General features: G+C 56.3%; 13 protein-coding genes and 1 pseudogene. 10 read left to right on the forward strand and 4 right to left on the reverse strand.

Annotated features, from left to right (window positions below; translation table 11 throughout):
- Window positions 1-278: 278 nt before the first annotated feature.
- The 8 genes from hmpA to ACRER8_RS01645 all read left to right on the forward strand — a co-directional run bounded on the left by hmpA (window position 279) and on the right by ACRER8_RS01645 (window position 9,557).
- Entirely contained in the window at window positions 279-1,460 is a 1,182-nt protein-coding gene (gene hmpA, locus ACRER8_RS01610) for an NO-inducible flavohemoprotein (RefSeq protein WP_431744614.1), read from the forward strand.
- A gap of 302 nt (window positions 1,461-1,762) precedes the next feature.
- Window positions 1,763-2,272: a disulfide bond formation protein B gene (locus ACRER8_RS01615; protein WP_431744615.1), complete on the forward strand. Its 510-nt coding sequence runs from the start codon at window positions 1,763-1,765 to the stop codon at window positions 2,270-2,272.
- Between the two features lie 469 nt (window positions 2,273-2,741).
- Window positions 2,742-3,677, forward strand: coding sequence for a ubiquinol oxidase subunit II (gene cyoA, locus ACRER8_RS01620; RefSeq protein WP_431744616.1), 936 nt, complete (start codon window positions 2,742-2,744; stop codon window positions 3,675-3,677).
- 3 nt (window positions 3,678-3,680) lie between these two features.
- A complete protein-coding gene (gene cyoB, locus ACRER8_RS01625; RefSeq protein WP_431744617.1) occupies window positions 3,681-5,699 on the forward strand; it encodes a cytochrome o ubiquinol oxidase subunit I in 2,019 nt (672 codons plus the stop codon).
- Window positions 5,700-5,702: 3 nt separating this feature from the next.
- Window positions 5,703-6,335: a cytochrome o ubiquinol oxidase subunit III gene (locus ACRER8_RS01630; RefSeq protein WP_431744618.1), complete on the forward strand. Its 633-nt coding sequence runs from the start codon at window positions 5,703-5,705 to the stop codon at window positions 6,333-6,335.
- Window positions 6,336-6,668, forward strand: a complete 333-nt coding sequence (cyoD, locus tag ACRER8_RS01635; RefSeq protein ID WP_431744619.1) for a cytochrome o ubiquinol oxidase subunit IV — start codon at window positions 6,336-6,338, stop codon at window positions 6,666-6,668.
- A gap of 10 nt (window positions 6,669-6,678) precedes the next feature.
- On the forward strand, window positions 6,679-7,569 hold the full coding sequence (gene cyoE, locus ACRER8_RS01640) for a heme o synthase (protein WP_431744620.1): 891 nt from the start codon (window positions 6,679-6,681) through the stop codon (window positions 7,567-7,569).
- A 356-nt stretch (window positions 7,570-7,925) separates the two neighbouring features.
- Window positions 7,926-9,557: a methyl-accepting chemotaxis protein gene (locus ACRER8_RS01645; RefSeq protein ID WP_431744621.1), complete on the forward strand. Its 1,632-nt coding sequence runs from the start codon at window positions 7,926-7,928 to the stop codon at window positions 9,555-9,557.
- A 113-nt stretch (window positions 9,558-9,670) separates the two neighbouring features.
- On the opposite strand, the gene ACRER8_RS01650 is transcribed toward ACRER8_RS01645, so the two are convergent.
- The 4 genes from ACRER8_RS01650 to ACRER8_RS01665 form a co-directional block, all read right to left on the reverse strand.
- A complete protein-coding gene (locus ACRER8_RS01650) occupies window positions 9,671-10,648 on the reverse strand; it encodes an ATPase (RefSeq protein ID WP_431744622.1) in 978 nt (325 codons plus the stop codon).
- 159 nt (window positions 10,649-10,807) lie between these two features.
- Window positions 10,808-11,599 (reverse strand): transporter substrate-binding domain-containing protein, encoded by a 792-nt coding sequence (locus tag ACRER8_RS01655; protein WP_431744656.1) that lies wholly within the window; start codon window positions 11,597-11,599, stop codon window positions 10,808-10,810.
- Window positions 11,600-11,685: 86 nt separating this feature from the next.
- Window positions 11,686-12,276 (reverse strand): DedA family protein, encoded by a 591-nt coding sequence (locus tag ACRER8_RS01660; protein WP_431744623.1) that lies wholly within the window; start codon window positions 12,274-12,276, stop codon window positions 11,686-11,688.
- Between the two features lie 115 nt (window positions 12,277-12,391).
- On the reverse strand, window positions 12,392-13,054 hold the full coding sequence (locus ACRER8_RS01665) for a hypothetical protein (RefSeq protein ID WP_431744624.1): 663 nt from the start codon (window positions 13,052-13,054) through the stop codon (window positions 12,392-12,394).
- Between the two features lie 247 nt (window positions 13,055-13,301).
- Between ACRER8_RS01665 and ACRER8_RS01670 the strand changes: the two are divergent.
- Both ACRER8_RS01670 and ACRER8_RS01675 read left to right on the forward strand, forming a co-directional pair.
- A pseudogene (locus ACRER8_RS01670) lies at window positions 13,302-13,403 on the forward strand (oxidoreductase); the annotation flags it as partial.
- A 323-nt stretch (window positions 13,404-13,726) separates the two neighbouring features.
- Complete coding sequence (locus tag ACRER8_RS01675; RefSeq protein WP_431744625.1) at window positions 13,727-14,572, forward strand: RNase A-like domain-containing protein; 846 nt, start codon at window positions 13,727-13,729, stop codon at window positions 14,570-14,572.
- Window positions 14,573-14,615 lie beyond the last annotated feature (43 nt).

Here is a 14,615-nt window from a genome sequence, read left to right on the forward strand (position 1 = left end):
TAACGATGTATCGACTCCCGGCAGGCAGGCTTTAACCTTTTTGCCAGACACTGCAAACCGCCTGATCCTACGCTGAGCCTGTATGAACGCGCTTGCTCGCAAAAGAAGCGGTATTACCTGTAGTCGAAAGGACTTTCTTGTAGTCGTTATGACTGCATACGACATATGGTCCTAATGACTATATCTTTATATCTATCTGATAAAATTGAATATTTTTTCTGGCATGCTTCCTGATATAGCCCTGGCATTCATCTTCAATCGAGTCTCAGGAGTCAATCATGTTGAATTCTTCGGATCGTGCCATCGTCAAATCCACCGTCCCGCTATTGGAAAGCGGTGGTGAGGCGCTGACCACTCACTTCTACAAGAAACTGCTCAGCAAATACCCTCAGGTTCGCCCGCTGTTCAATCAGGCCCACCAGGCCAGCGGCGCCCAACCTCGCGCGCTGGCCAATGGCGTGCTGATGTATGCCCGCCACATCGATCAACTGGAGCAGTTGGGCGATCTGGTTGCCAAGATCATCAACAAACATGTCGCTTTGCAGATTTTGCCGGAGCACTACCCACTGGTCGGCGAATGCTTGCTGGAAGCCATCAGTGAAGTGCTTGGCGCAGAGATTGCCACCGATGAGGTCATCTCCGCCTGGGGCAACGCCTACCAGCAACTGGCTGACATCCTCATCGACGCGGAAGAGAACATCTACGACGAAAAGGCGCAGGCACCTGGCGGCTGGCGTGGAGCCCGTGAGTTCAAGGTCGTGGCCAAGGTACCTGAAACTGCGGAGATCACCTCGTTCTACTTCGCCCCGGCCGATGATCAGCCAATTCTTGAGTTCACCCCTGGGCAGTACATCGGCATGCAGTTGTTCCTCGACGGCGAAGAGATCCGTCGTAACTACTCGCTGTCCGCGCTGGCGGGCAATAACCAGTACCGCATCAGCGTCAAGCGCGAACCCGGCGGTCGCGCGTCCAACTACCTGCACGATCAGCTGCAGGTAGGTGACAGCATCAACCTGTTCACGCCGTCGGGGGAATTCACGCTCACACATAGCGACAAACCGCTGGTGCTGATCAGCGGCGGAGTGGGCATCACACCGACCCTGGCGATGCTGGAGGCGGCGTTGGAAACCAAACGCCCGATCCACTTCATCCACTGCGCGCGCAACGGCTCGGTCCACGCTTTTCGCGACTGGGTAGAAGAGCTGGCCAGCAAACACCCGCAGCTCAGACATTTCTATCTGTACGGCGAAGATGATGGCGCCAGCCCTGCGGCCCATGCGTTGGGCTTGCTGGATCAGACGCGTCTGGAACAGTGGCTGCCGGAGGATCGCGATTTGGATGCTTACTTCCTTGGGCCGAAAGGTTTCATGGCGGCGGTCAGGCGCCAGCTGAAGGCAGCGGGTGTTCCGGACAAGCAGGCTCGCTACGAATTCTTCGGTCCGGCATCGGCGCTGGAATGATTTTCCGGGGATGCGACCGCTGCGACAAATAGACGCATCCTTCTCTATATAAAGGAAGGGTGCGGCAATCAGTCCCTGCGGCAAAGCGTCGCACGCTTCTATATATATAGAAGGATCTGGATTCGGCGTTCTTGGACTGTCGCTTGTCCCGGTTAATGCTCGGCTAATGCAGGTGTGCTCAGCTTCTGCTCCGGCGTGCAGCTGCAACGATGGTAGAATTGCCGGCTTGCCGGGCACCCCCGGGGCACGCGACAAGGCAGATCTGTGGATCTGGATGGACACCAAATTCAAAGGGCATGTGAATGACTGACGAGATTTTTTACCTGCGACGCGAAAAGCAGTTCCTGGTCCTGCTGGGCATCATCTGCCTGGCGTTGATCGGCGGAGCTCTGTACATGCAGGTGGTATTGGGCGAAGCACCTTGCCCTTTGTGCATCCTGCAACGCTACGCACTGTTGTTCATTGCCATCTTCGCCTTCATCGGCGCGGCCATGCCGGGTCGTTTGAGCCTGAGCATCTGTGAAGTGCTGGTCACACTCAGCGCCGTCGGAGGAGTCGTTGCCGCGGGCCGTCATGTGTGGATTCAGACCCATCCCACCGAAAGCTGCGGCATTGATGTCCTGCAGCCGATCGTCGACGGGTTGCCTCTCGCGTCGCTGTTTCCCCTTGGCTTTCAGGTCGCAGGCTTCTGCGAGACGCCATATCCGCCAGTCTTCGGACTGTCGCTTGCGCAGTGGGCATTGATCGCTTTCGTTCTCACCGTAATTCTGGTACCGGTCGGCGTCATCCGGAATCGCACGAAAGCGCGTTGATTACAAAGTGTTGCGCAAAAAAATGCCTCGAATTCCTCAGGAAGTTTGGGGCCTTTGCGGGATTTCTGGGTGCGGCATATCAGCGCATTCTTACCGATTCGGAAATTAACTGTTGCGCAGAAACTCATAGTCAATAAAACTTTACGTATCTACAATCGCCCCCACTTAACGCCCCCATCACGTGATGGTCGGTGTAAATCGAGGTCGGAAAGCGTTTTTACGCCTTTGTAGACGCGGTCTGGATGGCCTCTTGAGTCGATTCCGAATGTCTGCGCCAAGGGATTTGAACCGCATAAGCGGTTGCCACCATTCGAATAAGAAACCACAGCTCAACCCGGATTTGTTACGAGGCCGCAAGCTTCCTGACAGGCCCCTGTTCAATCCAAAAAATTTGCCAGCACCTGGCAGGGTGAAGTGTTGGCGGTCGAAACCCAACTGCGATGCGAAAGCTGCTTTTAGAGGTCGTGAGATGAGTAAAAAAAGGTACCCCAGGTTTTTTGGCTTCTTGGCCCTTTTCAGCATGCTCCTGCTCAGCGGGTGCGATTACACCCTGCTGGATCCCAAGGGCCATGTCGGCGTGCAAGAGCGTGATCTGATCATCACCGCAACCTTGCTCATGCTGCTGGTGGTGGTGCCGGTCATCTTCATGACCATCATCTTCGCCTGGAAGTATCGTGCGTCGAACAAGAGCGCGACCTACACCCCAGACTGGGCGCATTCGACCAGGATCGAGCTGGTTGTATGGCTGGTTCCGTTGGCCATCATCATCGTACTGGGCTATGTGACCTACAAGTCCACCCACGCGCTGGACCCTTATCGTCCTCTTGAGTCCGACGTGAAGCCTGTGACCATCGAAGTGGTCGCGCTTGACTGGAAATGGCTGTTCATCTACCCGGAACAGGGTATCGCCACCGTCAACAAAATCGTCTTCCCAGCTCACACCCCGATCAATTTCCGCATCACCTCTGATTCGGTCATGAACTCGTTCTTCATCCCTGCACTGGGTGGCCAGATCTACGCGATGGCCGGCATGCAGACCAAGCTTCACCTGATCGCCAACGAAAACGGCGATTTCGACGGTATCTCCGCGAACTACAGCGGCGCAGGTTTCACCGGCATGAAATTCACGGCCACTGCCACCGATCAGGCTGGGTTCGACGCCTGGGTCGCAGAAGTCAAGAATTCACCTAAACAGCTGGCAACGGCTGAGTACACCGCTCTGGCCAAACCTAGCGAACGTAACCCCGTTGAACTCTACTCCACGGTCACTCCTAACCTGTTTCAAATCATCATCGACAAGTATGAAGGTATGAAGCCGGGCAAGATTGTCCACGAGAAGAAAGAAGTGGCCGGTATGGAAGGGATGGACATGGGTAAGCATTCAGCTGCGCAGGCAGAGGAGTAAACGATGTTTGGTAAATTAAGTCTGGACGCGATACCGTTCCACGAACCGATAGTCATGATCACGATTGCCATGATCGCTATCGGCGGTGCGGCGGTACTCGGTCTGATCACCTATTTCAAGAAGTGGACCTACCTGTGGACCGAGTGGCTGACTTCGGTCGACCACAAGAAAATCGGCGTGATGTACATTGTCATCGCCATGGTCATGCTGCTGCGTGGTTTCGCCGACGCCATCATGATGCGTTCCCAGCTGGCCCTGGCCACCGAAGGCTCGCCCGGCTACCTGCCGCCTGAACACTATGACCAGATCTTCACCGCTCACGGTGTGATCATGATCATCTTCATGGCGATGCCGTTCTTCACCGGTCTGATGAACATCGTTCTGCCTCTGCAGATCGGCGCTCGCGACGTTGCCTTCCCGTTCCTGAACTCGCTATCCCTGTACCTGCTGATCTCCGGTGTGGTGCTGGTGAACGTGTCCCTGGGCATCGGCGAGTTCGCACGTACCGGTTGGGTTGCCTATCCGCCGCTGTCCGAGCTGGGCTATAGCCCGGGCGTGGGTGTGGACTACTACATCTGGGCACTGCAGCTATCGGGTCTGGGTACGACACTCACGGGCGTCAACTTCCTGGTTACCGTCCTGAAGATGCGTACCCCTGGCATGAAACTGATGGACATGCCGATCTTCACCTGGACCTGCACCTGGGCCAACGTCCTGATCGTGGCTTCGTTCCCGATTCTGACCGGCACCCTGGCGTTCCTGACCCTCGACCGTTACCTGGACTTCCACATCTTCACGAACGAGTTGGGTGGTAACCCGATGATGTACGTGAACCTGTTCTGGGCTTGGGGTCACCCTGAGGTATACATCCTGATTCTGCCGGCGTTCGGGGTCTTCTCCGAAGTCATCTCGACCTTCACCGGCAAGCGCCTGTTCGGCCATCATTCGATGATCTACGCTTCCGGCGCGATCTCGGTACTGGGCTTCATGGTCTGGCTGCACCACTTCTTCACCATGGGCTCGGGTGCAAGTGTCAACGCCTTCTTCGGTCTGGCGACGATGCTGATTTCCATCCCGACGGGTGTGAAGCTATTCAACTGGCTGTTCACGATTTATCAAGGCCGTCTGCGCTTCACCGCGCCAGTATGCTGGACCCTGGGCTTCATGATCACCTTCTCCATCGGTGGCATGACCGGCGTACTGCTGGCCATCCCGGGTGCCGACTTCGTTCTGCACAACAGCCTGTTCGTGATCGCGCACTTCCATAACGTGATCATCGGTGGTGCCGTATTCGGGTACATCGCAGGTTTCGCGTTCTGGTTCCCTAAAGCGTTCGGCTTCAAGCTGAACGAGAAGTGGGGCAAGGCAGCGTTCTGGTTCTGGATCTCGGGCTTCTACGTGGCATTCATGCCGCTGTACGCTCTGGGCTTCATGGGCATGACCCGTCGTCTGAACACCACTGACAACCCGGACTGGACTCCATATCTGCACGTTGCCTTCTGGGGCGCCGCGTTGATCGCGATCGGTATCGCATGCCAACTCATCCAGATCTACGTGAGTATCCGTGACCGTGAGCAGAACCGCGATCTGACCGGTGACCCATGGAATGGCCATACCCTGGAATGGTCCACTTCGTCGCCACCGCCGTTCTACAACTTCGCAGAACTGCCGAAGGCTGAAGAAATCGACGCGTTCTATGCTGCCAAGCGTGATGGTGAAGCGTACGTGGTTCCGGCCAAGTACTCCGACATCCACATGCCGAACAACACGGCGACCGGTCTGGTGATGGGCGCACTGCTCACGCTCTTCGGTTTCGCGATGATCTGGCACATCTTCTGGCTGGCGGCCGTCAGTCTGATTGGCACCATCGTTTACTTCGTCATCCACGCTGCACGTGACGATCAGGGCTACATGGTTCCTGCTTCGGAAGTGGCGCGTATCGAAGGCGAGCAACACAAGATCCTGGCCTCGGTGCGTGACGCCCAGGCGAACACTCCTGTCAACAAGCTGGAGCAGGCATAAACAATGTCGAACTTAGTATTTGATGGCGCGAAGGGGCACGACCACGGTCATGACCATGAGCATGACCACGGTCACCATGACGCCGGCGAGATGAAGATCTACGGCTTCTGGATCTACCTGATGACCGACTGCATTCTGTTTGCGTCGATCTTCGCCATTTACGCTGTACTGGTTAACAACGTTGCGGGTGGTCCTTCGGGCCACGACATCTTCGAACTGCCATACGTGCTCGGCGAAACCGCCTGCCTGTTGCTCAGCTCGATCACCTACGGCTTCGCCATGCTGGCGATGCACAAGGGCAACAAGGGTGGTGTGCTGGGTTGGTTGTTCATCACCTTCCTGTTCGGTCTGGGCTTCATCGGCATGGAGGTCAATGAGTTCCACATGCTGATCTCCGAAGGCTACGGTCCTAACCGCAGCGGCTTCCTGTCGGCGTTCTTCACGCTGGTAGGCACCCACGGTCTGCACGTAACCAGCGGTCTGATCTGGATGGCGATCCTGATGTATCAGGTCAGCAAGAACGGCCTGACCGGCACCAACCAGACTCGCCTGAGCATGCTCAGCCTGTTCTGGCACTTCCTGGACGTGGTCTGGATTTGTGTGTTCACCGTTGTCTATCTGATGGGGACCATCTAAATGGCTAATTCACATCATTCCCACGACGATAGCAGCCACGGCAGCTTCAAGTCGTACATGATCGGTTTCGTACTGTCGATCATCCTGACTGCGATTCCATTCGGTCTGGTGATGTTCCCGACGATCTCGAAAGTGGCCACTTTGTGGGTCGTGCTGATTTTCGCGGTCGTGCAGGTTCTGGTTCACCTGGTGTACTTCCTGCACCTGGACCGTTCTGCGGCGCAGCGCAACAGTGTGGTCGCGTTTGCCTTCGCTACTCTTGTGATCGTGCTGCTGGTTGGCTTGAGCGTCTGGATCATGTTCAGCATTCACACCGCCATGATGGCGAAGTGAGGAAAACCTGATGTCACTGAAGCACTTTATCCAAATCACCAAACCGGGGATCATTTTCGGTAACGTGCTTTCGGTGGCTGGTGGCTTTTTTCTGGCGTCCAAGGGGCATGTCGATTTCGGCCTGTTCCTCATCGCGATGATTGGTACTTCGCTGGTCGTAGCGTCCGGTTGTGTCTTCAACAACTGCATCGACCGCGATATCGACCTGAAGATGGAACGCACCAAGAACCGTGTGCTGGTTCAGGGGTTGGTTTCCCTGAAGCTGGCCCTGGCCTACGCCACGGTGCTGGGTGTGATCGGTGTTGGCCTGCTGTACTTCAAGGCTAACGCCCTGGCGGCATTGTTCGCCGTGATCGGTTTCGTGATTTACGTCGGCTTTTACAGCCTGTACCTGAAACGCAAATCCGTTCACGGCACGCTGGTCGGCAGTCTGTCAGGAGCGATGCCTCCGGTTATCGGCTATGTCGCGGTGAGCGACAGCTTCGACCTGGCGGCACTGACCTTGCTGGTCATGTTCAGCCTGTGGCAGATGCCTCACTCATACGCCATTGCGATCTTCCGCTTCAACGACTATCTGGCTGCCTCGATTCCGGTTCTTCCGGTCAAGCGCGGCATCCGGGTCGCCAAGCGGCATATCCTGATCTACATCCTGGCGTTCCTGCTGGCGACCCTGATGCTGACGTTCGGTGGTTACGCCGGGCTCAACTATCTGGCGGTCGCTGCGGCCATGGGCATGTACTGGCTGTACATGGCCTGGACGGGGTACAAAGCCAAAGATGACACTGTTTGGGCACGCAAGCTGTTCGTGTTCTCCATCTTCACTATCACAGCCTTGAGCGTGGCAATGTCGCTGGATTTTCAGGTAACTAAGGAACTGCTGGTTACATACGCAGCTCCTTGATCACCTGAACCAAACAATTGAAAAACCCCGCTACTCGCCAGAGCAGCGGGGTTTTTTATTGGGTGATTGGCCGCAGTTTCTGGCAAAGGTCGCTCAAATCGATAGGACAAATACGATTTTCCATAGGAGAGTCTAATCGGCCCATTACAAAACGCCTGTGCTGCCGATGACTGTCAAGCGCTGCCTTGGGGCCTCGAATACCCATTCGCGCCGCGTCACGTGAGTCAATCGTCCATCTGCAGCGCTGAACACCCTGCGTCGGGTAATTTGAGATGTGACATCATTTTGATATCGTTTATAGCATAGTAGCTGAAACGTTTAGTCCTGATGCTGTCCACTGATTCAAAGGTATCCCCATGAACGTCAGATCCCTCAATATCGCACCCCGCGCCTTGCTCTGTTTTGGCTTCTTTGCACTGCTGGTCATCGTGCAAGGCGTGTTTTCGCTATGGCAATCCGCTGATTTGAAACAGGCGCAGGAAGTTGTGGAGACGACCGTGTTGCCCACCGTTCAACGCATCGGCGAAATCGGCAACAACCTGACCACCATCCGACTGTGGAACTCGGTGGCGCGGACGGCGCCAGACGCAGACACCGAAAAACAGGCTCGCCAGCGAGTCGATAAGGCCCGTGAGGAGCTGCAGGGCAACGCCAACAAGCTGCAATCGCTAATGACCACGCCTGATGCGCGCAAGGTCTATACCGATTTGCAAGCAACGCTGGCCACTTATCTGGGTGTTCACACGCGTTTCCTTGATGCGGTCGAACAGAAGCGCAACGATGTCGTGAACTCTCTGGTGTCTGCCGATGGTGAGATGACGGTAGCCGCTGATGCTTTGAACAAGGTCATCGCGCAGGCGAATCAACTGATCGATGAGAAAGTCACCGCGACGGCGCAGGTCGCCGACGCGACTTATGTCCAGGCGCGCAATGTCAACATTGGCACCATCGTCGTCGCGCTGCTGGCAACCCTGGCCCTGGCTGGCATATTCACCCGGAGCCTGAGTGTACCGATTGCCAAAGCGCTTAGCGTCGCCGAACGCATCGCTGGTAACGACTTCAGCCAGCCTGTTCAAGTTGACGGTCGCGATGAGCCCGCTCGCCTGCTTCACGCGCTGTCGATCATGCAAGACAATCTGCGGCGTACGGTCATGCAGCTAAGCGATTCGTCCAATCAGTTGGCCTCGACCTCCGAGGAAATGTCTGCAGTCACCAATGATGCGATGCAGGGCATTCAGCGTCAGAACGATGAGATCAACCAGGCGGCCACCGCGATCAATCAGATGAGCGCAGCTGTTGAAGAAGTGGCTCGCAACGCCGCTCAGGCTTCTCAGGCTGCCCGTGATTCAAGCCAGTCAGCCGAAAACGGACGTCGTCGTGTGGAAGAAACGGTCAGCGTGATCACCGAACTGCACGGCGCCGTTGGGACCACGGCTACCGAAATCGATGGCTTGGCGCTGCAGGTCAAGGACATCAGCGGCGTGCTGGACGTGATTCGTGGTATCGCCGAACAGACCAATCTGTTGGCCCTCAACGCGGCCATTGAAGCGGCGCGGGCAGGCGAGGCCGGACGTGGATTTGCAGTCGTCGCCGACGAGGTCCGGGCGCTGGCCCATCGCACTCAGCAGTCAACGGCAGAAATCGAGCGCATGATCAGCTCGATCCAGAACGGCGCGGGCAAGGCCGTGACGGCCATGAGCAACAGCATCGATCGGGCTCAAGAGAGCTTGAAAGTGGCAGAAGCAGCAGGGCAGGCGTTAGCCGAAATCACTGCGGCCATCACGCAGATCAACGAACGAAATGTCGGCATCGCCGCTGCTACCGAAGAACAGGCCCAAGTGGCACGCGAAGTGGATCGCAGCCTGACCAGTATTCGTGACCTGTCCAATCAGACCGCCGCTGCGGCCAGCCAGACCTCCGGTGCCAGTGGCGAGCTGTCGCAGTTGGCGGTGGGTCTGAACGGCATGGTGCAGGTATTCAGGGTTTAGCAGCGCAGATATTTTGGGGGTCCGGCGGGCTGGCGATGCGGAGGTCAGTTGTAGATGAATTGTCGAATCCCACGCGTTCGCCAATAAACCGGCCCCAGAATGAAGCGTCCGGATTATAGCGGTTCGACGCTTTCTGGCGTTTTTGTCGGTCCCAGCACGATCGCCAGATGCCGCAAATCCTCGATCTCCACGCTGACGCTCTTGCCCGAAGGGCTGGCCTGGAGCGTGCCTAACGCAAACACGGTAAAGAACCGAACCTCATCGGCATGGCTCAGCAGTTCGCTGATGTAGCGGCTGGAGCGATAGGCCTGCATTTGCGCGGGCGATACATACAGCGTCACCAGCTTGCCTTGCAGCCGGTCGAAGAATTTGAATTTGAACCCCGTGCCATAGCGTTCCACCAGGCCGCCGCCGTATAGCACCCGACGCTCGTCCCCCAACTGGGCGAACTTGATGTGGCGGAAGTACGAGCGCAGCGAAACCTCGCCCTGACCCGGAATGCGCAGCGGCAGCAGGGCGAATTCTTCCTTGGTGAGCTGTGCCTGAGCCTGGCGGAAGCTGTCCACCAGTCGTTCGAGGTTGTTGGTACGGGTTTGCGTAGGCTGTTTGTTTTTCGGGGCGTCAGATGCCGGCTTCTCATGCGTGGGCTTTTGGTCCGGCGCCTTGTCAGCTTCGGCTGGGGTGGACTGCGATTTCACCCGCTCCTTGAGCGCGGGATCGAACACATCGATGTAGTCATCCAATTTGCGCTTGGCCTTGCGCAGCGCGGTCTCCGATTCAGTCTCCTGTACCGCAGGCGTGTCTTCGGCAGCGTCAACCTCATCGACCCACTCACAATCGGCATGATGTTCGTAATTGGGATTGGCCCTGAAGTGCGCCGCGACAAAGGTCGGATGGTCCTGGGGTTTCACGTCGTAACGCACGCCGGTGATCTTCACGCCCTGCGCCCGACAGGCCTCCGTCGAACACAGAAAGCTGAAGCGCGCCCGAGGCGACTCCTGAGAGAAATACTCACGCCGTGCTGCAACGATCGACAGCTCCTGCTGCAACTCGACACAGAACGCGCGGGTGATGCTCTTGCTGGTCTTCATGGATGCGGCAGTGTCCTTCGCCGGGATAACATGCGGGCATGATGCTGAATCGCCAGAGAACTGCACAAGCCCCTGACGCAGTCCGGTCGAAGGTGGTGTCGATTTTCAATGACGCCACCGCCGGCAGGCGGACCGCTACAGGGATTCGCGAAAGGGATTCTACTCGGTCGGTACCGCCAACCACTGCGCCACAACCTTGTGATAGGCGCCAGTGGCCTTCGACAGATGTAGCCACTGATCCACATACGATTTCCAGCTCACATCGTCACGGGGCAATAGATATGCCTTCTCGCCATACTGCATGTAGCGCGACGGATTCACCGTGCACAACCCCGGCATGCGCTTCTGCTGGTACAGCGCTTCGGATGCGTCGGTGATCATCACGTCTGCCTTCTTGTCCAGCAGTTGCTGGAAGATGGTTTTGTTGTCGTGAAATTCGAGCTTAGCGTTGGGCAAATAAGCTTTGGCGAAGGCTTCGTTGGTCCCGCCCTGAGGCTCGATCAGGCGCACACCAGGCTGGTTGATCTGCGCAATGCTCTGGTACTTGGACTCATCTTCGCAGCGCACCAGTGGCACCTTTCCATCCACGTCCAGAGTGTCGCTGAAAAACGCTTTCTTCTGTCGCTCCAGCGTCACCGAAATTCCACCCACCGCGATATCGCATTTGCCTGAGGCGAAGTCCGTCATCAGAGTTTTCCAGGTCGTCGGCACCCACTGCACCTTCGCGCCCAAGCTCTGCGCGAGCGACTGCGCCAGCTCGATATCGATGCCCTCATACTGTCCGTCAGGCTTGAGAAAGGTATAGGGCTTGTAATCGCCGGTCGTGCAGACGGCCAATACGCCCTTCTGCTGGACCGTATCCAAATGCGACGGCTCAACAGCCTGCGCCTGAGAGGCGGCAAACAAGCCCAGTAAAAGACAGGCGGCAATGCGTGTATTCATTGTGTCGATCCCTGTGAATCCATGTTCCCGGTTGCCGTTATAGAGGCGAGGACGGAGGAAAGGAAGCACTAGCTAACGAGCCGTCTTGCGCGACGTCATTTCTGGACCGGCCGTCCAGCCCGAACCTTCGCCCTGCGATGCCGATAAAACGCCACACCCACCGCGATCACCAAGACTCCAATGAAAATCGGCAGACGATAAGGCTTTAGATTCCCCAGCAAATTCTCCAGTGCCTCGCCTGCCCAATAGCCGCCCATTACGAACAGCGTGGCCCACACTACAGCGCCCAGCAGGTTCACTAGGGAAAAGCGAATCGGCGACAGGCGACTCGCACCGATCACCAACGGCCCCACCAAGCGCATGCCATAAAGAAAGCGCACGGAAAAGATCGACGCCGTGGGGTAGCGGTCGATCAGCCCGGACACGCGATCGATCGTCGCTTGCTGACGATGCAGGCGCGGCAGTATTCGTGGGCCAAAATAGCGTCCGGTCCAGAACAGAATCTGGTCGCCCACCATTCCGCCCAGCGTGGCCACGGCGATCACATCGATCAGTCGCAAGGTCGTCTGGTGAGCGGCCAGCCCGCCGAGGATCAGAATGGTCTCGCCTTCCAGCAGGCAGCCGATGAACACGGCCCAATAGCCGTAGTTGACGAGCAGATAATTGATGTCGAGATGTTCGAACATGAGAACCGGCGGCCTCGAATAGGGGATCAGCCGCAGGTGCACCCAGCGGAAGGCATGCCGTTCGACCAAAGGGGAGCGCGAACAGTTCTATCGCGTTTCCGCTCATCGTTGACAGTCAATCGCTGTATTCGGCTTCCAGCGCCGCGAGGTCTTTCTCGATTACCTTCATCAACATTTCCCACTCACCCTGGGTGCGTTTCAGTGCTTCGCCTTCCCGAGAATAGAGAAAGTCGATGATATTGGCGGTCTCCTTGGTTTTGGTGCTCGGGCGAAAGGCATCCATGCTCAATACTCGCGCCAGCATGTCCAACTCGGTCGCATGATTGACCCACTGCCAGTTGTCCTTGATCACCACCTTATCGATGAGGATGCACTGCTTCTTGAAATTGCGCAGACTCGCACCAAACGGACTTGCGGCCAGCAACGACGTAATGCGCGCGCCCTGGCTATTGGCCTTGTCCACGGCATTGGGGCCGAAAAACCATTCATTGAAGCTCAGCTCGATTTCGCGAAAGGCCACATTGGCGTCCCAGATGATACCCAGCGCCTTGTTGTGAATGATCTCGTTCTTCCACGCGCGATACGCCTTGAACGCAAGGCCGACCAGACCAATCGCTGCCAATGCCTGGACCAGAGCAGAACACGAATTGATGACGTCATATGCACGCGCCGAACCCGAAACCCCGGCCCCTGTGTAGGACTCGTAGAAAACGGCGCCGGTCATCGCCGCTAAAGCGAACAAGGCGCAATAGAAACCGAATGCATAGGGATCTTTCATTGTTATTTTTATCCGATCAGCGAGGTTGAGCGTACGGCCGGGTCGCTTTGGATCAGTCAATTTAAGGCTAGTTGAGAACTGAGGTTTTGTAGAGAAAGGGGGACGGAAAACTCCTCGGCGGCCACTGTCGTGCTCATCCAGCTTCAACCCGGTCCACAGCTACGGACGCCCCAGCATCAACGGCTTTATAAACTCCGCCAGATACGGCTTGCCGATCACCACGGCGCAGCGATGCAAACCAGCCCAGCCGTCCTCCTCTGTGGCGCGTGCGGTTGCTTATGCCGGCGAACGACCAGCGGATGGGGGCATGAACGAGATTGCATTGCGGCCGACGTCGCAGGATTTCTGATGCTGTGAATGTTGTTGCGGCTGGGTCAGCCTGGCGCAAGACACGTAATGCCGCCAGCTCCGTAAACCGCCGATTTTGAGTACTGTAAAACCCCCTGTGCGAGCGATTTCATTTGCGAAAGACCAGTACAGCCTCATAAATACCGAAGCGCTCTGCCGTGTAGGAAAATTCTGAATTTCTGCAGTTGGGTTGTTTAACAAAATAGTCCGCGCTAGTTTTCAAGCCCCACACCAAAACTTGAAATCCCATCTACCGATGCAGTGATTGCTTGTTGATCTCTTCGGTAGCTCGGGACTTACTCGTTCCAAATAAGGAAATAAGCTTTGCCCGATCAGGACGAATTTCGCGTCACGCTCAGCCTCGCCCAAATGGCAGCCATCTTGGAACACGAATCGTTATCGCCCTACGAGATAACGTCCAATCGGATTCTTGGCAGCTTGCGCCTGGTAGGCGGCATTATCGAACTCGCAGGCGCAGGTGTTCTATGTGCTGTTCCAGAACCGACGATGATCAGCAAAGTGGGATGCATCGCCTTGGGCGTGCATGCGTCCGACCAATTGTCAGCGGCGACTTCGCAGATTGTCACGGGCAGAGCAACGGACTCCTATGCTTTTAAAGCAGGGATGACCGCCGCTGAAGTAATCGGAGCGTCGCATACTACTGGCCAGGTCGTCGGGCTCGCCGCTGAATTTGCCGTTCCCCTTTCTACTGCCTCGCTCTATAACGCGTTTAGAGTGTCCTCGGTGCGGGCGGGGAGGATGACTGTTGAGGTAAGCGAGAGATTTCGGCACGCCCCGAATAACAGCATCGGTGGTCACACCAAGCAGTTCCATGTCGGAATGGATGTCGCGGGATTGCAGAAACGTTTGAAAAGGAAGAGAAAAGCAGATGTCATGTCCACGTTTGGCACTATTGAAATGGCCGAATGGGCTGTCTGTCAGATTCTGAGCGCCAACAAATTGAAAATTCAGTTTTATTCAAAGTCCCAATTTATGTTGAAAAACCAAAGGTTGGTTTTAACAATGGACCTGAATACCCCGGTGGGCTGGGGGATAAAGCGAGCAGCGCCGGACGTTCCGTTGGAGATGAGTAAGGTCAGGGTCATCCTCGAGTTCAGAGAATTCAATAATATGCCCGTGTACGTTTTTACGGCTTTTCCCATACCCTAACTTAAGTGAATTTATTCTCCGAGGCGCCGCATCTTATGATTAT

Source organism: Pseudomonas sp. (assembly GCF_050739935.1).
GTDB lineage: Bacteria > Pseudomonadota > Gammaproteobacteria > Pseudomonadales > Pseudomonadaceae > Aquipseudomonas.

Excerpts from the sequence above, each read along its gene's own strand:
- hmpA (WP_431744614.1), top strand. The coding sequence starts at position 279 with ATGTTGAATTCTTCGGATCGTGCCATCGTCAAATCCACCGTCCCGCTA.
- ACRER8_RS01615 (WP_431744615.1), top strand. The coding sequence starts at position 1,763 with ATGACTGACGAGATTTTTTACCTGCGACGCGAAAAGCAGTTCCTGGTC.
- cyoA (WP_431744616.1), top strand. The coding sequence starts at position 2,742 with ATGAGTAAAAAAAGGTACCCCAGGTTTTTTGGCTTCTTGGCCCTTTTC.
- cyoB (WP_431744617.1), top strand. The coding sequence starts at position 3,681 with ATGTTTGGTAAATTAAGTCTGGACGCGATACCGTTCCACGAACCGATA.
- ACRER8_RS01630 (WP_431744618.1), top strand. The coding sequence starts at position 5,703 with ATGTCGAACTTAGTATTTGATGGCGCGAAGGGGCACGACCACGGTCAT.
- cyoD (WP_431744619.1), top strand. The coding sequence starts at position 6,336 with ATGGCTAATTCACATCATTCCCACGACGATAGCAGCCACGGCAGCTTC.
- cyoE (WP_431744620.1), top strand. The coding sequence starts at position 6,679 with ATGTCACTGAAGCACTTTATCCAAATCACCAAACCGGGGATCATTTTC.
- ACRER8_RS01645 (WP_431744621.1), top strand. The coding sequence starts at position 7,926 with ATGAACGTCAGATCCCTCAATATCGCACCCCGCGCCTTGCTCTGTTTT.
- ACRER8_RS01650 (WP_431744622.1), bottom strand. The coding sequence starts at position 10,648 with ATGAAGACCAGCAAGAGCATCACCCGCGCGTTCTGTGTCGAGTTGCAG.
- ACRER8_RS01660 (WP_431744623.1), bottom strand. The coding sequence starts at position 12,276 with ATGTTCGAACATCTCGACATCAATTATCTGCTCGTCAACTACGGCTAT.
- ACRER8_RS01665 (WP_431744624.1), bottom strand. The coding sequence starts at position 13,054 with ATGAAAGATCCCTATGCATTCGGTTTCTATTGCGCCTTGTTCGCTTTA.